This window comes from Haoranjiania flava, from assembly GCF_025631005.1.
Taxonomy (GTDB): domain Bacteria; phylum Bacteroidota; class Bacteroidia; order Chitinophagales; family Chitinophagaceae; genus Haoranjiania; species Haoranjiania flava.
Genome location: NZ_JAOTPL010000002.1, coordinates 47,727 through 68,554, shown reverse-complemented (window position 1 = coordinate 68,554; position 20,828 = coordinate 47,727). Strand labels below are relative to the sequence as shown.

The 20,828-nt window shown below is 42.4% G+C and carries 10 protein-coding genes; all 10 read right to left on the bottom strand.

Annotated elements, in window-relative coordinates:
* Window positions 1–49: 49 nt before the first annotated feature.
* A complete protein-coding gene (locus OD355_RS01745; RefSeq protein ID WP_263036722.1) occupies window positions 50–3,463 on the bottom strand; it encodes a DUF1080 domain-containing protein in 3,414 nt (1,137 codons plus the stop codon).
* A gap of 128 nt (window positions 3,464–3,591) precedes the next feature.
* The gene (locus OD355_RS01740; protein WP_263036721.1) at window positions 3,592–4,845 is read right to left on the bottom strand and encodes a Gfo/Idh/MocA family oxidoreductase; all 1,254 of its coding nucleotides are present in this window, start codon (window positions 4,843–4,845) and stop codon (window positions 3,592–3,594) included.
* 212 nt (window positions 4,846–5,057) lie between these two features.
* On the bottom strand, window positions 5,058–6,650 hold the full coding sequence (locus OD355_RS01735) for a RagB/SusD family nutrient uptake outer membrane protein (RefSeq protein ID WP_263036720.1): 1,593 nt from the start codon (window positions 6,648–6,650) through the stop codon (window positions 5,058–5,060).
* Window positions 6,651–6,882: 232 nt separating this feature from the next.
* Entirely contained in the window at window positions 6,883–9,801 is a 2,919-nt protein-coding gene (locus tag OD355_RS01730; protein ID WP_263036719.1) for a SusC/RagA family TonB-linked outer membrane protein, read from the bottom strand.
* Window positions 9,802–10,819: 1,018 nt separating this feature from the next.
* Complete coding sequence (locus OD355_RS01725; protein WP_263036718.1) at window positions 10,820–11,734, bottom strand: glycerophosphodiester phosphodiesterase; 915 nt, start codon at window positions 11,732–11,734, stop codon at window positions 10,820–10,822.
* A 297-nt stretch (window positions 11,735–12,031) separates the two neighbouring features.
* The gene (locus OD355_RS01720) at window positions 12,032–13,210 is read right to left on the bottom strand and encodes a phospholipase D-like domain-containing protein (protein ID WP_263036717.1); all 1,179 of its coding nucleotides are present in this window, start codon (window positions 13,208–13,210) and stop codon (window positions 12,032–12,034) included.
* Between the two features lie 222 nt (window positions 13,211–13,432).
* Window positions 13,433–14,770 (bottom strand): glycerol-3-phosphate transporter, encoded by a 1,338-nt coding sequence (gene glpT / locus OD355_RS01715; protein WP_263036716.1) that lies wholly within the window; start codon window positions 14,768–14,770, stop codon window positions 13,433–13,435.
* A gap of 62 nt (window positions 14,771–14,832) precedes the next feature.
* On the bottom strand, window positions 14,833–16,098 hold the full coding sequence (locus OD355_RS01710) for a DUF5689 domain-containing protein (RefSeq protein WP_263036715.1): 1,266 nt from the start codon (window positions 16,096–16,098) through the stop codon (window positions 14,833–14,835).
* Between the two features lie 47 nt (window positions 16,099–16,145).
* Complete coding sequence (locus OD355_RS01705) at window positions 16,146–17,591, bottom strand: SusD/RagB family nutrient-binding outer membrane lipoprotein (RefSeq protein ID WP_263036714.1); 1,446 nt, start codon at window positions 17,589–17,591, stop codon at window positions 16,146–16,148.
* A 9-nt stretch (window positions 17,592–17,600) separates the two neighbouring features.
* Window positions 17,601–20,822, bottom strand: coding sequence for a SusC/RagA family TonB-linked outer membrane protein (locus OD355_RS01700; protein WP_263036713.1), 3,222 nt, complete (start codon window positions 20,820–20,822; stop codon window positions 17,601–17,603).
* Window positions 20,823–20,828: the final 6 nt, after the last annotated feature.

The following is a 20,828-nucleotide window of genomic DNA, read 5'->3' as shown; positions in this document are numbered from 1 at the left end:
AAGCATCATTTTTTTGTAAGACAAGGCTTAAATACCCTTAATTGTCTTTTCATTTCTTCCCCAGATCTTTTATTCTCAAATTCCTGAATTTAAGGTAAGAGCCATGTCCGAGGAAACCAATATGGCCTGATTTATTAAGCAGGCCGGGGTGCGCTTTCCCGTCAGCTGTGGCTGTATTGTTTTTGCTGGCCTGAGCAATGTCGCCGTCAAGGATCACCTTGCCGTTAAGTGTAATGGTGATGCGGTTGCCGATAGCTTTCACTTCCTGGTAATTCCATTCGCCTATGGGTTTTAAATAACCGCGCAGCGCCGGGATAATGCCGTAAACAGATCCATGGTATTGATAAGGTTTCAGGTCTTTATAGATTTCAGCTTCGTTATCCAGGATTTGTAATTCCATGCCCACGTAGGCAGCGTCTCCCTCCAGCGGCGTGCGAATACCTAAGCCGTTATTTGCGCCTGGCGTTAATTGAAATTCAAATCGCATAATAAAGTCGCTGTATTCTTTATCCGTGTAAATATTCTTGTTCATCCCGGCGGGGCGCTTGGGCGCAGGATCAGAAACGATCATGCCCTCCTGGGCGTAATAATTTACTTTATTGCCCACCCATCCGTCAAGGCTTACACCATTGAAAAGCGGAACAAACCCTTCGTTCTTTTCCTGTACACTCAGCTCATAAGGCCTGGGGCGTGGTATTTCCTTCACATAAATATCGCGAAATTCAAGCCTGGTACCATGCGCCTGTAATTCTATGGCCTCCTTACTGAAAATCGGGATTTTGCGATCCCAGTAATTTTCGAGTATTACATTATCTGTTACAAGCTGGCCGTTCAAATGCACCGTAACCCGGTCTCCAATCATTTTAATCCTGAAAGTGTTCCATTCATTAATTGGATTGTCAGCTACTTTCAGGGGTGTGCTGCGGTGAACTTTATTGTTGTAGAGACCACCTGAGCCCACCTGTGCGCCCACATCTGTACGAGAAGTATCCCATGTCTGTACCTGCGGCGAGCCTCTTAAATAAACGCCTCCATCTCCTTTGGGTTCCATGCGCCAGTCCACCAGCATTTCAAAATCTTCGTACATTTTTTCTGATACAAGGTTGTTATAACCTTTACCTTGAAAAACCAAAACGCCGTTCTCAACTCTCCAGTCTTTGCGCATTTGAGCGTCTGCTTCTTTTTGCCTGGCTGCAAGCTCTGATGCACTCATTGATGCTCTTTTGATCGGGTTTTCCACGAGGCCTTTCCATCCTGAAAGGTCTTTCCCGTTAAACATCGCCACAAAGCCTTCTTCCTTAGGCAGCGCCGCCAGATGGCGGATGAGCGCTTGTTTTAAATAATCAGATTCTTTGTCTTTATTTAATTCAATAGCCCGGTTGGCAATTGCTTCAACATTTTTTCCATACAGTTCCTTATGATCCAAAACAATATTAATAACAGCCTGTACGGCATCCTGCTGCAGGTCCTTATCGTCAAAATACTTTGACACAAATATCAGCGATTGTAAAGTGCTGTTAGCTGAAATACCATTCAAAATATTCCGTTTCTGGGCGGTGGTTGCAGCTATGTCCATGGCATTGCGAAACATAAGCACTTTTTGATCAGTAGTGTTTTTTGAATTGTTGATGGCGGCAATGAAACTGTTAAGCGCTGTTTCTTTCGTAGCCCCGTTGCTTACTTTTGCGATCTGGTACAGCGCTTCTAAAACCGTATCATCATTCCATGAAGACAATGCTTTCATGGCCGCTTCCTTTTGTTGAGCCGTGCCATTTTTAAAATCGTTCAGTACAATATGCAGCGCTTCCCTGCCGCCTGTTGAAGACAGAACGCTGTAGTACAGGTGTTGTTTATTATTACTCTTATTCATCAGTTCCTGAACGCCGGATATCTGATCTGCTTTTGATTTTGCTGCTATGGCATTGGTTAAAGCCTGCTGGTATGCTGTTACAAGCCTGGGTTCAGAAGCATTATTGAGAAGCTGCGCAATTCTATGGGCATCGCTTTCCCCTGCCAGATTACTCAATGCCTTAGCAGCTGCCAGCCGCACAGCCGCATCTACATTATTTGCTTCATTAAAAATCAATCCTGAATGTGCTGCAGCCATGCGTTGAGCGATAATCTCTACCAAAGCTACTTTAGCTGCTCCTGCCGATTGTGGCAACGCGCCTGCAGCAGCATCAGCCACAGCATTACCCGGAATCGTCAGCAAGGCATTTTTAGCTACGTGTATAATATCCGGTTTGGCGCCTTGAATCAGTAAAATAAGTGGTGCAATAGCATCCTGTTTGCCCGCTTTAGCCACAGCATTGACCGCAGCAAACTGAACCTGCTGATCGGAACTGTTGAACAGCTCAATCAATAACGGCAAAGCCGCTTTATCTTCCTTTTGCTCCAGCAGATACACCAATGCTGATTGCAGCTGCGCATCCTTTGTAGTTCTTAAAATATTTTGTACCTGCCTGGAAACCTCAGGCGTGTAAATATCAGTCAGCAAGCTGACAGCCGTGCCCCGATAGTTATTTTGTTGTGAATTCAGCGCATGAAGCAATTCAGCAGCCGCGCCGCCGGCAGCAGCTTTTGAAAGTAAAGACAGTGCAGCGCTTCTTATTTGCTCAGGGATACTTGTATTTTCAAGCATGTTCCTTGCTGACCGCTCAACATATGTTTTATTTCCTTGTTGTAACTGGCGCTCCAGGAAAACCAAGTAAGAGCCTGTCGCATCAAGAGAATCAAATTTATAATTTGCTTTTTCCGCAGCCGCTTTAAGCGTGGGCGCCGCAGCGGATTCGCCTATTTGCGCAAGCGAACGAAGTATTACTTTCTTAACATTGTCATTGGCGGCTTTAGGCCACAGTTGCAACAATCTTGCACCGGCCGGCTTATATTGTGCATCGCCCAGCGCTTTTATTAGTGTAAGCCGGGGGCTGCCTTTTGCTGAGGACAGCGCAGAAAGCATAGCTTTAGAGGCATCGCCGGTTCTTACTCTTAACAACAAGCGGGCAGCCGGATCGGCGAGGCGGTTATCAACCAGGTATTTTCGTACAAGCGGTACAGCCTCATCGCCCGCAACATACTGTGCCTCCTGTAAAATAAAATCTCTTACTTCATCATCTTTTGCCGTACCCAAAGCGCTTAGCAGGCCAGCAGAAGTGGCCCGTCTCAAAGGAATATCATTTAGCTGCCCAACATACTTGGCCAGCCCGCTAATGGCATAACGTGCTGATGCATCATTACCTTTTCCGGGAGCGACCAGTTTAGAGGCCAGGTTTTTGATGCCCGGGTTGCCGAATAATGATAATTCTTTCATTAAGGCATTATGGGAAGCCGTATTCTGCGCCGGCAACTGCATCAGCAGGTCGGCTACTTTGGTTTCAATAGACCTTACATCTGTTCCGGGCTGGGCGAAAGTAATTACGGGGATTAAAAACAGCGCAAGTAAAAAAATTTGTAGTTGTTTCATTTTATTCAGGAATCAGTTGTTTTTTTATTTATGATCGTGGGCAAAAGCATTGCTGCAGCCTGCACATTTGCTTAACTACGCTTGCTTAGCAAGCAACAATGTATATATGCCGCATTTAGCTGCATCCTTTAAATATTCCACGGTGCACGCATGGGCTGGTGGATAAGCGCATTAGCTGCGGGATCGTTTATGAACTGCAATTTAACAGGGTCGAATTGCAATGAACGGTTTAAACGTACAGCCATAATGGCCAGGTTTACGAGCGTAGCCGAATGGAAGCCATTATCTTCATTCAGGGCAAATTTTTTCCGGGTTTTCACCGCCTCCGAAAAATCCGTCAGCTGCGGCTCCGGTTCGGGAAATGCAGCTAATTTTTTTTCCAGGTTAGGAATTGTAGACCGGAAGCCGGGGAAGAGTTTTCCGGCGGGGCCTTCCAAAAATGCCGCATTGGTATCTTTGTTTTCACCATCCAATACAATTTTGCAACCATCCGCATAGGTAAGTTCAATCCGTTTCCACGTGCCTGCTGCATCCGGGTGCTGCTGGGCAGCATCCACTTCAATGCGCACAGGCAGCTCATTATCTTTACCCAAAAAATACTGCACTGGATCCAGGTAATGCTGGCCCATATCGCCCAGTCCGCCACCATCGTAATCCCAATAGCCGCGGAAAGTTCCGTGAACGCGGTGCGGATGGTATGGCTTGAACGGCGCCGGGCCCAGCCACATGTTATAATCCAGTTCGGCAGGAACAGGCTGTACATCCAGATCGGTTTTGCCGATCCAGAAAAACTTCCAGTTGAACCCGGTGGAAGCATTGATGGTGCATTTCAGCGGCCAGCCCAGCAGCCCGCTCTGCACCAGTTTTTTAACAGGCTGCACGGTAGTCTTCATTCCGTAAAATGTATCCTTAAAACGGAACCAGGTGTTTAGCCTGAAAATACGGCCATTCTGCTTTACAGCTTCCCTTACACGGAGGCCTTCGCCAATAGTACGCGTCATAGGCTTTTCGCACCAGATGTCTTTGCCGGCATTGGCTGCATCCACACTCATAATGCCATGCCAGTGCGGAGGTGTTACAATATGAACGATATCGATGCCCGGATCTCCGAGCAACTCACGGTAATCATGATATGTTTTTGTTCCTTTCGGAGAGAGCCCTAAAGCGCGTTTCAGATGATTGTTATCTACATCGCAAATGGCCACGAGGTTGGCGCCCGGGTAGCGGATATGCCCGCGGCCCATGGAGCCTACACCAATGATAGCCCTTGTTAGCTGGTCGCTGGGCGCAATGTGGCGGGTACCGCCCAGTACATGAGAAGGCACAATGTAAAAGGCAGCCATGGTGGCGGCGCTATTTTTAATAAATTTTCTGCGATTCATGAAAAAGCAATTGTTTGAATGTAAACTAATACGGATTTGCGAAAATTAAAGATAGTGGTAATTGTAAACAAACGAAGTTGTTATTTTTTTTATACCACATATACAGGAATTCATATGCTAAGGTAATATTCATAAATTAATACCAGACTCAAAGGTTGTACTGCTGTATAAGCACAGCAATACAACCTCGTAAAACATTGACGGAAATGTTTTTAATAACCGGGATTTTGTTTTAATCCTGGCTCTACTCTTAATGAGCTTTCATGGAACGGCCATAAATACTGGTGCGTAAGGAATTCTCTATCTTCTATTTTTAAGCTTACAAGAGAATCATCTATTTTCCTGGTGTGCCCCAAAGCCGGCTTGTTAAGCACCACTTCTGCGGTTTTCCATCTTATTATATCATCGTAGCGAAGCCCTTCTGCTGCGAATTCTGTGCGGCGCTCGTTTCTGATGAGGTCAATCCATTCCTGTTTTGTTTTAGGTGTGAGAGTTACATCTGCAACGCTCATGTCCAGCCCGGCACGCTTGCGTATTTGGTTGATGCAGCTTTTTGCCAGATCATCCACATCGCCTAACATTATTTTTGCTTCGGCGTAGGTGAGCAGTACTTCGGCGTAGCGCAGTAGCGGAAAGTGCATGTTACCACCGCTGGTTTTGAAAGCATCTGCTTCATCTACAAATTTTTTGTACCAATAGCCGGTGCTGCTTGCCCGCAGGTTTTTGTAGTATAATGGGCTGTTTTCATCATAGATATTGATGATTTCTCCTGAAAACTTGTCTCCATGCCCGAAGATGCTGGCTGAGAAACGGGGATCGCGGTTTAATTTAGGATTAAGTTCATACTGTTCTTTTTTATAAAGCGGGCATTTGTCTATTGGCCGTCCCTGCAATGTCCAGTAAGCATCTACCAGCGCTTTCGTAGGCACGGAATAAGACTGTCCGGGACCAGTTCTGTACTGAGGCCCTAAATCTCTGAATGAATTTGTAGCGGTGTTGTTGTGGCTGGGCATGTCCATTTTCATGATAAATTCTTTATTTATCTTATCGCCTTTGTAATTGAAGAGATTGGCATAGCTGGCAAAAAGCTCATATTTTTTACTATCCATTATTTCTTTGGCAAGGCGTGCAGCCATTTCATATTTTCCATTATACAAGGCGTAGCGCATAATCAATGCCTTCAAAGAATATTTATTGAACATGTATGCGTTGGTGGTATATTCATCCGGCGGGAGTTTGTTAGCAATTTCTTCTGCCATGGGGAAGAGCAGGTTTAATATTTCTTCCTTAGGCTTGGCGGGCTGTTTAGCAGTTTCCAGATCGGCGGGTTCTAAAAGAAAGGGTACGTTTCCCCACCGTGAGGTGGCTATAAAATAGTGCCAGGCTCTTAATCCTTCCAGGATGTTTCTGTAATTTTCCCTTACCGCTTCGTCATCTACATAGGGAATGTCTACATTGGCAATATATGTATTTAAACGGCCTATATGCTTCATGTGGATGGTCCAGTAATATTCGCTTAATCTTGCATTGCTGTTCATAGAGCCGTTGGCAATGAGCTGGTGATGATCTCCCGAGATTCTTGAATAGGCGTCGTCTGTTCTGCCATCCTGCATATAAAACAACAACCTTCTGTCAGTTACAGTTGTAAAGACATCCGTATAGCTACTGTACACCACTCTTCTAAGGTCTTCTTCCGTGTTGAAGAACTCCTGAAAAGTAGTAGCCTTGGGGTCTCTTTTGTCTAAAAACTTTTCGCAGCCTGTTGCCGCAATGGCAATAAGTATTATTAATAAAATGTTTTTCATGTGTATATATTTATTTTGTTTTTTTAGTTGCCACATGGAATAACCAGCTTTTTAGATTCCATATTCATTCCCGGTTGGTATAGATTCCTAATCTTTATGGTTATTTCATGTGTGTATATTTATTTGTTTTTTAGTTGTCACATGGAATTACTTCAGTGAACTTCGTTTCGCCGTATTTTTACCCGTGGTTGGTCACGAGAATTGTTTGTGGCTATTTTCTTTTTATTAAAAATTATAAAATGGTTGTTCTTATCCCGAAGCTATATGTTGCCATTCTTGGATACGAACCATTTCCGCCATTTCTTTCCGGCTCAAGTCCTTCCCATTTTGTAAAAGTGATGGCGTCCTGCGCGTTGATGTATAACCTCACATTTTTGAAATATTTTCCAACCTGAGGTATGGTATAGCCCAATTGAAGCATTTTCACCCGAAAGAAGGCGGCGTTGCTCAACCACACATCGCTCAGGTACGTGTTGGCGCTATTGCCTGTCCATACACGTGGAAACCTGCTGTTGGGGGTTCCCGGTGTCCACCTGTTGTTAGCATAGTATTGCCTTGGCGAACCCAGCGAATTGCTCGAGCCGTCTACGTAAATCGGATAGCCTTCCATGCCTCCCAATCTGCCTGTTCTTTTGCCTATACCCTGACCGAGAAAACTAAAGTCCCAGCGCTTATATTTCATATCCAGGTTTAAAGAATAATTTAGGTGCGGATAGGGATCTCCCAATATTACTCTGTCCTGATCATTGATGATGCCATCGCCGTTTTGATCTACGTAGCGGATGTCGCCGACAAATGTATTGGGCTGCTTAGCCGTGGTGGCGTCCACCTCCTCCTGGGTCTGGAAGTAGCCGTTAGTCTGGAAGCCATAGTAGTTTTCTATGGCTGTGCCGTTGAACCAGATCCTATCGTTATCTCCTTTAAAAATAAGGGTATCTGAACTCTTGTAACCGGCTTTTAACACTTTGTTTTTATTATCAAATATCATTCCGCCGATCTTATAATAAAACTCGCCTATTTTGTCGTTCCAGTTGGCAGAAAATTCCCATCCCTTATTCTCCACTTCACCCACATTTACTGAAGATTCCAAGTTGCTTGCGCCGGTAAGTGGCGGCACTGGGAAGGAAGAAAAAATGAGATCATAAGAGTATTTTCTATAAACGTCTGCCGTGAAGCTTAATCTTTTGTTGAGAGTGGTTACATCAACGCCTGCATTCCACTGGTTTTGTTTCTCCCATGAAAATTCCGGGTTGGGCACACGCATTACCCAGCCCCAGTTATTTACAACCTCCTGCCACAGGTAAGGATCCACATTCTCATTTCCTATGAGCCCATAAGAAAAGCGGAACTTTAGTTCAGTAAGCATGCCACTGTTCTTTAAATTGTGCAGGAAAGCTTCATTATGTGCATTCCAGGCTAATGCAGCGGCCGGGAAAAATCCCCACCTGTGACCGGGAGCAAATTTGCTGCTTCCATCGCCTCTTGCAGTAAGCTCTAAAAGATACCGGTTAGCAAAAGAATAATTGAGTTTGCCAAAAAACGAGGCTTTGCTTATTTCTTTATAATCTGTATACGCATAATTCATTATTTCAGAGCCAAGAGTAAGATAAATTTTATCTTTCGATCCTCTTAAATCTTTAATATAGTTGAGCAAGGCACGTGCGGTGATCTGGCTTTCGCTAACCCCTTGTTCTGAGTCTACTATATTCCCCCAGATAGTAACAGGGCGGCCATTGCCATCATAAAATTTAAATGTTTCTCTTTTTGATTTATTAGCCGATTTATTAAGCATGTAAGAAATATTGGCTTCAACATTCAGCTCTTTGGTAATGTAGTATTTCGGACGAAGGTTGATAGTGCTTCTATCGTGCAGATAATTTTTAGTGCCGCCATGTTTTATGGAAGCCACAGGGTTTAGCCCGTCGTGCAGCATATAATGATTAGGTATGTCAGAAGAGTCATAATATAGCTGTTGTGAAGGGTTCATCCTCCAGGCTATTTGATAAAGCCCATGGCCGTCATCATTTGCCAATAACCGGTTGACCTGTAGGCGGTGCGCATAAAAATCTGCCAATAATACAAATTTATCGGCTATGTTTACGTTGGTATTGAAGCGGGCAGAAAATTTTTCAGTTCCTTCAATTTCATTGAGGCCGCCTTCCTTAATATGTCCCAGCATCAGGTTAAAAGACCCCACGCCGCCTCCGCCTGAAATGCTTGCTGTAGTGTTGTGGGCAAACGGGCGTCTTTCCATAACTTCATTCAGCCAGTTAACGCCTTTCACCTCTCCGCTTTTAGCTTTTTCTATTTGCTCATCGGTAAATAATTTCGTTTGGCCTTGTATAGTTTTGGCTTCGTTGTTCAGTTTCATATAATCAGCCAAGTTTACAAAGTCAGGAAGATCAATAGCATCACTCACTGCGCTCCACGCGTTGATATCAACTTTGAACTGACCGGTATATCCTCTTTCTGTTTCAATAATAATTACACCGTTCGCGCCTCTGGAACCGTACATGGACGCAGATGCTGCATCTTTAAGCACGGTTATGCTTTTTATCTGGTTTGGATCAAGATCTGTAAGAGACTGTTCAATGCCGTCAACAATCACCAGAGGCGATGCTCTTTGCAATGTGCTTATGCCACGAATGGATATTTCGCCTCCTCCTGACCCCGGCAGGTTACTGCCCTGCAATCTTGTTACGCCGGGTATAGTACCGCTGAATGCTTCCTGCAATTTAAAAATAGGACGGTAACGGGCCTTTTGCATATCCATTTGCGACACCGAAGATGCTACGTGCTTTCTTTCAACTTCGGAGTACCCTACAACCACTATTTCATTTAAATCAGCACCTACTTCTATAAGCTGTACGTTAATTACTGTTTTTCCACTCGTGGTTACTTCCTGTGCACTATAGCCGAGCATACTAAAGATGAGGGTTCCTTCTTCCGGGACCCTTATCTGATAATTGCCTTCACTATCTGTAATTGCGCCTGTGGTAGAGCCCTTGATAACTACAGAAGCCGCTTGTAATGGCTGTCCCTCTACATTGGACACCGTACCTTGTATAGTTCTGCCCGTACCTGTCTGCGCAAGCGTGTGATAACATATGGCTATTGCCATAAACGTAAGTAATACAATTTTTGTTTTCATGTGTGTATAATTAATTTTTCTGTTTGCCACATGGAATAACCAGCTTTTTAGATTCATACTCATTCACGGTTGGTATAGATTCCTAATCTTTATGGTTATTTCATGCGTATATATATATTTAGTGTGCCGCTTTACAGCTGTTTTTAATGGTCGCATGGAATGGCCTTTATTCATTCGCGGTTGGCAGGCAACTTTGCTTATGGCTATTTCATTCGTATATTTTAAGTGCGCCGCTTTGCGGCTAATGTTTTTGTGGAATGGAACGCCGATTATACATTTCCCTGTGTGCGAAAAATTATCATGAGCGTTTCATGTGTTAATATTTAATTTTTTTTTCTGTTTGCCACACGGAATAACCAAAACCTTAATTCTTTATTATCATTTCCGGTTGGTGTAGATTTTTTCATTTATGATTATTTCATATCCCTATTTTTTCAAAAAATTTGCTTAAAACAAAGTTAAAAGAAAGAATTCGGAATAAAAAATATTTTTATTTGAAATACAATGAAACTACAAGAACTTAAAAAAAATATAAATAGAAATTTTTTGCAAATAAAACTCAAAAAAATAGAGGAATTGAATTCCTCTAATTAACAAATTGTTACTAATTGCTGCGCATGTATTGCCGGTACAAAAGTCTGGGGTTTGTTATTATAAACAGTATTCCCTGGCAAACTCATAAAGAGAGATCAATATCTCTGCTGTACGATAGGCAAGACCGGAATTTGTGGAAGGCATAATTGCGGAAAGAAAAGATCAGAAAACTATGTACTTATGATTAAGGTTGCAAAGATCCTGTTGCTCCACATAAAATCCTCTTGCTTAAATTTGCAAGAGTTATATACTTTACCAGTAAACTTTGTTTTGCTTATTCATGTGTGTAATTTTTAGTGCGCCGCTTTGCGCTGTTTTTAATGATCACATGGAATAGCCTTTATTCATTACCGGTTGGTATAGATTCCTGATCTTTATGGCTATTTCATGCACGCCTGGCATGCAGCTTTCTTATATCTTTTTATTATTGCAGAGCCCCGGCAAACAAGTTGGGATAATCGGAAATGATACCATCAACTTTCAATGCAATCAAGGTTTTCATCCTGCTCACATCGTTTACCGTCCAGGGTACTACTTTCATATTTTTTGCATGACATGCTTCTACCAGCTCCCTGGTAACTAAGCTATGATGCGGACTGTATACAACAGGCACAAACCCTATTTCCTGCAACTGCTCATCCAGGCTGCGCTTATCGTTGCCATCAATCAGCAAAGAGGTGGCTACTGCCGGGTATTTGCGGCGCATGATTATCAACGCACGCGGATCGAAAGACTGGATGATGGTTCTGGCGCCAATCCCTTTTTGCAGAATAACCTTCATAGCCAGATCTACAAACTCCGCCACAGGCGGGTGGTTGATGCCATCGTTTTTCCTGTTTGATTTTATCTCAATATTGTACAGCATTTTACGTCCTTTGCCTGCGGCATATTTTTCAGCAGCATCTATAAGATCGGCCAGCAGCGGCTTGTGCACAGCTATTTTTTTTTGTTGCGGATAGTCCGGGTAATATTTCAGCCCTACATCGTACCTCTTAATGTTGCTATAATCCATATTATACAATAAAAGCTTGCGCGATTCCGCAGCAGACAAAAATTTCCCTTCGGGTGTAGTTGTAAAATTGTGATTGAAATACGGATCGTGAGATACAATTATTTTTTTATCTTTCGATATTTGCAAGTCCATTTCAAGTGTACTTACACCCAGGTCAATGGCGTTGAGCATAGCCGGAATGGTATTTTCGGGCATCAGTCCTTTGCCTCCGCGATGAGCTTCGGTATCAAATACGGGGAAAGCCAGTCCCGGCGCCTTTTTAGAGGTAGCACAGGAAGCCATTAGCAGGAGAACCGATATGGTTGTATACAACGATAGATTTTTCATGTGTTAATATTTAATTTTTTCTGTTTGACGCATGGAATAACTAAAACCTTCATGCTTTATTATCATCCTCGGTTGGTCACGATGCGTCGTCTTATGCTTATTGCATTCTTATCTTTTTTTAGCTTTTACTTTTTAATGCGGGCAGCCACAGACCAGTTGTACAAGATATAGCCATCGTCGCGTTTCATCACTAAGCTTAATCTTTTATTGTCTGCCGCAATATGCATAATTGTCCTGATAAATCCTTTAGTTTATTTATATTAATGAGATTAGCATAATTTATTGCCTCTAAAATTGTCAAAAATTAGCTTTAATTTTTTCATAGTTAGCCTGGTATTCTTTAAACAACGGGCTGTTTTTAAGCAACAGTATCACTTCATTGTTGTATCGAAGTGCATTGGGCGTATAGTTATGTGTACCGTTGATGATCACAGTCTGCGCTTTTCCATCCCAGGTGCCGTTGATAAGCATAAATTTTGAGTGTATGTTTTGCGACGGCATTTGTAATATCTTTATATAGGCGCCTTTGTCAGCCAGCTTTTGCAGTTGCGCTCTTGTAAAGTCGCCTATACCAGACTTCGCGATCACTTCAATTTTTACTCCTTTCTCATGGAGCTGCGCCAGCTTATCCACAACAGGCCTCCTGGAATCTGACCAGTCAGACATGCCTATTTGTACCGTTGCATTTTTATGATCGCTTATTTTGTCAAGAATGTCTACAATGTCGTCTTTACTATCCCATTGGCCATTAATAAGCCTTGGAAAAAATATAGCTGTTGTTTTGCCGTCTGCTGCATTATAAACGTTGTATGCAAAAGTTTTCATGCCTGAGGAGGCGCGGTCTGCAATGGCGTTCCAGTTACTTAGAAATGCATTGTATAGCTCTTTGTCTGTAAATATTACTGCATCCTGGACTTTTCTAACCCCTGTTTTTATAAAGTTTTGCGAGGTAGAAAACACTACATTTTTTGCTATTCCTTCTTTAAGGGCTACTTCGGAGAAAAGCATACTTTTATGGTGGTTGATAGAGCCGCTAGTGGGGTTAATGATCACATCGCTTTTTACTACCTTCAGGCTTGAGGTACCGGTGAGGACTCCACGCAACTTTTCTATAGCCTGCTTGTTTTGCTGCTGGCTTGTTGCGCGGCTGCTGTCGATAAGCATGTGGACATTGACACCATAATTATGAGCATTGACAATGGCGTTGACAATATCATCATCATCTACAAGATAGATATTGATATGCACCAGAGAGCCTTTTACTGCAGAGCTGAGATAGCGTAAGATCTCGGTTTTAATATTGTTGGCATTTTCCCCTTTCGCTAATATTGCAGGGTCATTAAACACTGCTTTTTCTAAAGTCACCTCCTGCTTCGGATCCGGTGGTGGCGGATTATCAGGGCCTGTGTTTTTGCTGCAGGAAGCTACCAGCAGCAATAGCCATAACAGTAAGGCATAAAGCTTATACATTTTCATTTGCATATCTTTATTTGTTTTTCAGTTGGCACATAGAATAGCATTTATTCATCAACGGTTGGTATGCAACTTTGCTTATGGCTATTTCATGTGTATATTTTTTAGTGCTCCCCTTTGCGGCTTTTTTTAAATCCTGACATGGAATACTTGCAGTGAACTTCCTTTCGCTTATTCATCTGCGGTTGGTATGCACATTCTTATGGCTATTTCATGAATGTTCTTTTATTGTACTTCCAATTCCTTTATTTCTTTTTTCCAGGTAAATGCTGTGAAAACTATTGCAAGCACACAGGATGCTACCAATATTATAAAGCCGCCATCCCATCCCCAATGATCTACCACATAGCCCATGGCTGCATTGGCAAACAGCGCGCCGCCGAGGTACCCGAAAAGCCCTGTAAGCCCGGCAGCTGTGCCGGCTGCCTTCTTAGGCACCAGGTCCAGCGCGTGAACGCCTATAAGCATCACGGGTCCGTAGATAAGAAACCCTATGGCCACCAGCGCGAGGTTGTCGATCAATGGATTGCCCGGCGGATTTTTCCAGTAAACAAATACCATTACCGTTACCAGCACCATATATATAATGGTTGCCGGCGCACGGCGCCCTTTGAATATTTTATCACTGAGCCACCCACAAAGCAATGTGCCCGGAATGCCTGCCCATTCGTATAAAAAATATGCCCAACCGGTTTCAGACAGTGAGAAGCCTTTATTTTCCTTCAGGTAAGTAGGCGCCCAGTCGAGTACCCCATACCGTACCAGGTAAATAAATGCATTGGCAAATGCTATATACCAGATCAACTTGTTTACCAATACATAATCAAAAAGTATCTGGCGCGTACTCAACTCTTTTTCGTGCGACTGATCGTAGCTTTTGGTATGTGTATTGGTGAATTTTTCAATAGAAGGAAGGCCGCATGACTGCGGGGTATCCCTTACGAGCATATAAGTAATAAAAGCAATAAGCAAAGCTATTACTGCAGGGAAATACAATTTGCCCTGCCATACGCCGAACACAGATATGCCTGCAATCGCAAGAGGCGCCATAATACCGCCTCCTACATTGTGCGCTACATTCCAGATAGACATTTTTGTACCTCTTTCTTTTACAGAAAACCAATGTACCATTACGCGTCCGCAAGGCGGCCAACCCATACCCTGAAACCAGCCGTTGATAAAAAGAAAAACAAACATAGCAGCTACAGATGAAGTAGCAAAAGGCAGCAAGCCCATAAAGATCATGGTAACGGCAGAGAGTATTAAGCCAAGCGGCAAAAAAATACGCGCATTACTCCTGTCAGACACAGTAGCCATTACGAACTTGCTAAGTCCGTAAGCTATAGAAATAGCCGAAAGCGCTAAGCCGAGTTGCCCCTTGGTAAATCCCTGCTCAATAAGATCGGGCATAACCATAGAAAATACTTTGCGCACCAGGTAATAGCCTGCATAACCTACAAAAATACCTACAAACACCTGCCAGCGTATTTTCTTATACGTAGCATCTATTTCAGAATCGGGCAGCTTTGCCTTATGCGGAGCTGGTTTTAAGAATTGGAGCATATTCAAGAAGGGTTTAAATCAAATACTTTTTAATAAACGCATATTGTTGCACAATGTTCAATTTAATAAGACTGGTATATTGCAAAGTCATCAATACCTAAGCGCCCGTTACTTATTGTGTTACTGCTGGTACCGAGCCCAAGCTTATTGATGCGAAATCTAACAGGCTGATTGATATTCATTAAATATATTGCTTGTTTTGGTGTAGGGCTTTCCACTACCGTAGGCACATTGGATATAGGGCTCCCGATTCTCTCCCATGATGCGCCCTTATTTACAGAATATTCAAGCTGGAATGTACAGGATCTGTCTGTAGAATAAGCTCCATACCAGAAAGTAACTTTTGAAGCCCCGTCGGGCATGTCAAAATTCATTTGTGCGTATGCATTATCAGATCTGTTTTGCTGAAAACGCAATGCCTGCTTACCGCTTACGATGCGGTCTCCTCCAGCGGTTTCACCTTGAATAACCTGATAAAGCCACCACTCACCTGTTGACATTTGCAGCAGATTTTTTGTTTCTGAAATATTGTAGCTAAGCTTGCCCCGATAAGGCTTCTCAAAGGTTTCGGGCCATCCCTGGTATATTTTTCCGGAAGGAAATGTCATATCTTCGAGCTTTTGCAACCGCAGTTGCGGCCCATTATCCGACCCTACAAGGACTCCCTGGAAAGTAGCGCTTGGCGCTATTTTGCTTCCGGCAAAAACAGCTCCCTCCTCTGTAAACAATTGCATTTGATTTCCCTCACTGTCTTTGAGATACTTTTTACCGCTAAACGTAGTTCCGGGCGCAGGATCGGGGTCCACATCTGCCGTAATGCTTACCAACTGGCCTTCATAGGCGCCTGCATTCTTCAAAAGATTTTGAATAGATACGGGCATATAACCCTTACGCACGCCTTCTGCCACTTTGGTAATTTTATCTTTCGTAAGTCCGTCCAATACAAGCATGCCTTTGTCCATTACCAGCCTTGCCTGCTCTACATTAATATGTAAAGAGTCGCCAAAGCTGTACGAACCAGCTTCGGGCACGCGTATCAGCATGCCTCTTGACTGCCCCCGCCAGACACTCTGCAAAGCTATAGTATTAGGCGGAAGGTTTTTATTTTCGTGATTAGAGACTACTACTCCTGACGTATTGTATGCTCCTCCTAAAATATCTCTGTTAATAGTCAGTTCGTTGCCTTTAAACACATTTCGTAATACATATAATGAAACATGTGGGTTAGGTATGCCCTCCGCTGTATTTATATCCTTTTTTATACATCCTGTTGCTAAAAAAGATAGCAGTAAACTAAAGAATACTATGCGATAATTTGTATTTTTCATTTCAATCATATTTAATCTTTTTACCACGCAATAATTTAAAAAGTTTTTTACGGCTGCCACCACATTTTTTCATTCACACTATCGCCGCCCATACCCGCAACAGCCTTGTCATAATTACTTTTATTAAGAGACTGGACTATCAAAGGGTAATTGAACCTTACCGGCATTTTTCCACCGTTGAGCAATCCTGGACCTATATACAATTCAGGCAGGCCTGTTCGTCTATACTCATACCATTGCTGAAAGTCTGTAAACATCAATGAGAAATACTTTTGCAGAAACAGCTTATTCATTAATTCTCTTTCCGTACCGGAAAAACTTGCTGCTGGTTTTGTAAAATAATTTTCAGGAACCTGGCAGCCCCACATTTCCATATTAGCTATAACACCTTTTTTATAATATGCTTCGGCATCTCCGTTGATATAACCTCTTAATACAGCTTCTGCGAGTATAAACTGGAGCTCTGCATAATTCATAATATTTCCTAATAACGGCTCGGTTTTTAGAGATAACTGAAGGCGGGATTGAGGTTCTGGCACTGCGCCTTTGGGGTATCCGCTCTGCATGCCACCATAAACACCTAACGATGCTTCAGTAGCCCATCTTGAAAGTCGAGGGTCTTGGAGCTCCATTAAGTTATTAATAAAGAACTCCGAATATCCTTTATCACCGTTAAAATCAAAATCCCTGGCGTTGTAAAAACGGGTTACATAAGGCAGTTTATTAGTAAAATACAATATGGCTGATTCACTGCTGTCTCTGATTATAGGATAGAGTAAAGGATTACTTACTATTGCTTTAATTTTTTCTATAGCATTACTTTCCGGCTTATGAGCAACCCGCATAAGCAATCTCAGAAACAATGAATTACCAAACTTTTGCCATTTAGCTGCATCTCCTCCATAGACAGGCTCTGTATTGCTGATATCCGCGGGTAAGTTTACTTTTACGCTTAACAATGCGTTAGCGGAATCTAATTTTTTAAACAGGTCTGTATATATATCCTGTTGCTTGTCAAAATATGGAGTAGTGTTTCCTTTTCTGCCCTCTATAGCGTTTGAATACGGCACATCGCCAAAAGCATCTGTTAGCAACGAAGTTACCCAGGTTTCAAGAATGAGAGAAATTCCTTGAAAAGTTTGGTAACCGGTCTGGCGGGTAGCTTCAGCATTGGTATAAATATCTCTAATGTCGGTCAGCGAAGAATACCACACCCTCCACATATATTCAGACTCAGACGGTTTTATTTCGTAGCGATGAAACTCTCTGGCATCCGAAGTGGTTACAGTTACCTGCATCAATTCATTATTTATCCTGAAGTTTCTGTCGAGATTATTATTTATGGTACTAACAAGCACAGGTGCCAACAAACTTTGCGGACTGGCTACCGAGCTGGCATTCGGGTTTGTATTTATTTCTACAAAATCTTTTGTACATCCTGCTAAAAATGTAATGCCTGCAAATAAGATGAATAATAGTTTATTGATTTTCATATTTTAACATTAAAAAGTTGCAGTAATATTAATACCAAAAATCCTGGTGGACGGGAACTGTGCTATTTCAGCCCCTTTTTCAATGCCACTACTATTTAAAGACGCAAATTCCGGATCAAAGGCAGGCCAATTCGAGAATACAAACAAGTCTCTACCATATAATCCTACTACTAAACTATTCATTTTTAACTTAGCAGCTGTTTTTAATGGAAAAGTATAATCCAACCTGACTTCCCGGATTTTTATAAAATCAGTAGAAAAAACATTTGCTTCCAATTGATCCCGGTTAAAATGTGCATAATAATAATCTCCTGCGTCAGCTACAACGGTATTGGGACTATAAGTGCCATCAGCATTTTTAACCACGCCATTTCCTATAATGCCGTTATATCTTCCGGGTAAAGACTTTTTCAGTTTTCCTTCTTCCATCAATACGGCATGTGTAAGTGAATATCCTACGCCACCATACTGGCCATCTATTAATACATTAAATTTAAAGTCTTTATATTTAAATTCATTGCCGAAGCCGAATTTCTTTGTAGGATTTGCATTGCCGAGGTAAATAAGTTCATTGGTTGTAAGAGGTAGTCCATTTTTATACACGATATCTCCATTCTCGTTGCGCATATATCCAAAGCCGTACATATCGCCATAACGCCCACCAACGCGCGCCTCTACCGTACCGCGACTACCAAACACAGTAGATAGCACAATACTTTGTACACTATCTGCCAAAGAAATGATCTTTGTATCAAACGCTGTAAACTTCATATAAGGTCTCCAGGTAAATTTTTTGTTTTTAACCGGGGTACCAGACAGGCTCATTTCCAAGCCTTTATTTTCCACATTACCAGCATTTACTATTTGGTACCGGTAACCACTGGCGGGATCAATAGGCACTTCTAATATCTGGTCAAAAGTATTGCTCTTATATACGGTAAGGTCCAGTTGTAGCCTGCTTTTAAACATTCTGAGATCCGTTCCTAATTCAAAAGAACGTTTACCTTCGTTTTTTAAATTGAGATTAGGTATAGTTGCCGGGTTGGTGAGGCCGGGAGAAAAATTATCTACTACATTATAAGTATAGGAAGTGCGGTAAGGTATGGTGCCCCCTCCACCCACAGAAGCAACAGATGCCCGTAATTTCCAAAAGTTAATCGCCTTAGGCAAATTAAACGCTTGTGATGCTATAAAACTAAGATTAACAGAGGGATAAAAGAACGGATCCACACTCGACTGCAACGGTTGGGCCAGAGTGCTTGCCCAATCTATACGTGCACTCGCATCAGCAAAAAGCCATTCTTTATACGATGCATTCAACAATCCATAAAGGCTGTGAACAGCGTATTGCGAACGATAAGGATTATAAGTAAGGTCTTCTGCCGTATTGGCAAAGTTATACACATTAGGATACACAAGTTTTTGGGTAAAAAGATCGCTTCGGTCATATTTATTATTGGTCATGGATCCTCCGGCAGAAGCGCCATATTGGAAATCCTTTGTTTTAGCTTTTTTGCTCATATAACTAAATAAAAAGTCGGCGCTTGACTCTTGAGTCATTACGCCTGTTTCGCGATAATAGCCATAAGCATATCTGTATGTGTCAAACGGGCGCCTCTGTAAGCGCTTATCGAACGCAAAGTCAATTCCGGCACGTACCATTAAATTAAAATTATCAGTAAAATTGTACGTAGCCTGTACATTGCCAACAAAATTATTTCTATTTTGCGAGTTAAGCATTTCATAAGCAATAGTATATGGATTATCAAGCAAATTAGAGAAAGGCGTGGTTTGTACGATTCCTTCTTCTCCCGGGCGCCAGTAGGGCTTAAACCATGCCGGGTTCCAGTTGGGCACAACGCCTCTTATAAAATACATATAAGTTTGGTTATTGTAGCCTGTATTAGGCAGATTATCGCTTTTTTTCAATGTATAATTCATTCTGGAAGACAAGATTAACTTTTCTCCTATTTTATGATTGAGTTGTAAGGAAATAGCATTCCTGTTAAATCCTGTATTCGGGATAATCCAGGAATTGTAGGTATTGGTGTAGGACAGGCGTGCAGAAGTTATGCTGTTTCCTCCGGAAATAGAAATACTGTTTTTGGCCGTAAAATCATTTTCAAAAAATTCTTTCCTGTTGTTTTCATAAGCTCTCCAAAGCGTCCTTTCAGGAGGTGTTACACGATAATAATCAGGATTGTACTGATAATACAATTGCCCGTCAAACTTTGGCCCCCACGCAGAGCTTGTACTAAGTGTGCTGGGGCCATCTTCTGACCGGCCATAAGAATAGTACAGGTCGCCGCCACGAACCCCTTGACCATACTCGTTTTGATATTCAGGCCATCGATTTATGGTACCTACAGATAAATTTGAATTTACCGAAATGCCTAACCCTTTATGTATAGGCTTCCCGGATTTAGTTGTTATGATAATTGCCCCGTTTGCTCCCCGATAACCGTATAAGGCCGAAGCTCCCGGTCCTTTTAATATAGATACAGACTCTATATCGTCTGCGCTTAGGTCTGCAAGTGCATTGCCGAAATCAACAGGAGCGTCGGCAGACTGGTAGTTACCACTCCCTGTAGCGGTGCTCACTACACCGCCACCCAGCACTACCCCATCAATTACGATTAAGGCATCATTTCCACCTGTTAGTGAAGTCTCTCCGCGTAGAATAATTTGGTTGGTGCCGGCAGGACCTGCACCGGACTTCACCAGGTTTAACCCGGCTACTTTCCCGGACAAAGCATCGGTCCAGTTATTAGAAGCTGCTTCTGTGAGCTCTTCACCCGAAACACTTGTAAGTGCATAGCCCAATGATTTCTCTTCTCTGCGAATGCCTAAAGCAGTTACTACAACATCTCCCATATCAGCATGTATTTGTTGCAACGATACTGTTATGGTATCTTTAATAGTTCCAATAATAATGTTTTTGTTTAAATAACCAATAAGGCTAAAGGATATATTGTCTCCGGGGTTGGCTTGCACCTTGAATACCCCATTTCCGTCAGAAGCAGTAACGGCTCTGCCATTTAAAAAAACCGACACTCCAGGCAAGGGCTCGCTGCTAACGGAGTCTATCATCTTACCTACAATTCTGCTTGTGCCTGATTGTGCGACGGCAGGATAGACAAACAAAAAAGCCATGCACAGCAAGGTACATGTGAAAAGCAGGATACTTTTAGGTATATGCTTCTCCGTAATTTTGGTTGATTTTAATTTCATAGCATG

Excerpts from the sequence above, each read along its gene's own strand:
- OD355_RS01735 (WP_263036720.1), bottom strand. The coding sequence starts at position 6,650 with ATGAAAAACATTTTATTAATAATACTTATTGCCATTGCGGCAACAGGC.
- OD355_RS01740 (WP_263036721.1), bottom strand. The coding sequence starts at position 4,845 with ATGAATCGCAGAAAATTTATTAAAAATAGCGCCGCCACCATGGCTGCC.
- OD355_RS01720 (WP_263036717.1), bottom strand. The coding sequence starts at position 13,210 with ATGAAAATGTATAAGCTTTATGCCTTACTGTTATGGCTATTGCTGCTG.
- OD355_RS01730 (WP_263036719.1), bottom strand. The coding sequence starts at position 9,801 with ATGAAAACAAAAATTGTATTACTTACGTTTATGGCAATAGCCATATGT.
- OD355_RS01745 (WP_263036722.1), bottom strand. The coding sequence starts at position 3,463 with ATGAAACAACTACAAATTTTTTTACTTGCGCTGTTTTTAATCCCCGTA.
- OD355_RS01710 (WP_263036715.1), bottom strand. The coding sequence starts at position 16,098 with ATGAAAAATACAAATTATCGCATAGTATTCTTTAGTTTACTGCTATCT.
- OD355_RS01725 (WP_263036718.1), bottom strand. The coding sequence starts at position 11,734 with ATGAAAAATCTATCGTTGTATACAACCATATCGGTTCTCCTGCTAATG.
- glpT (WP_263036716.1), bottom strand. The coding sequence starts at position 14,770 with ATGCTCCAATTCTTAAAACCAGCTCCGCATAAGGCAAAGCTGCCCGAT.
- OD355_RS01705 (WP_263036714.1), bottom strand. The coding sequence starts at position 17,591 with ATGAAAATCAATAAACTATTATTCATCTTATTTGCAGGCATTACATTT.
- OD355_RS01700 (WP_263036713.1), bottom strand. The coding sequence starts at position 20,822 with ATGAAATTAAAATCAACCAAAATTACGGAGAAGCATATACCTAAAAGT.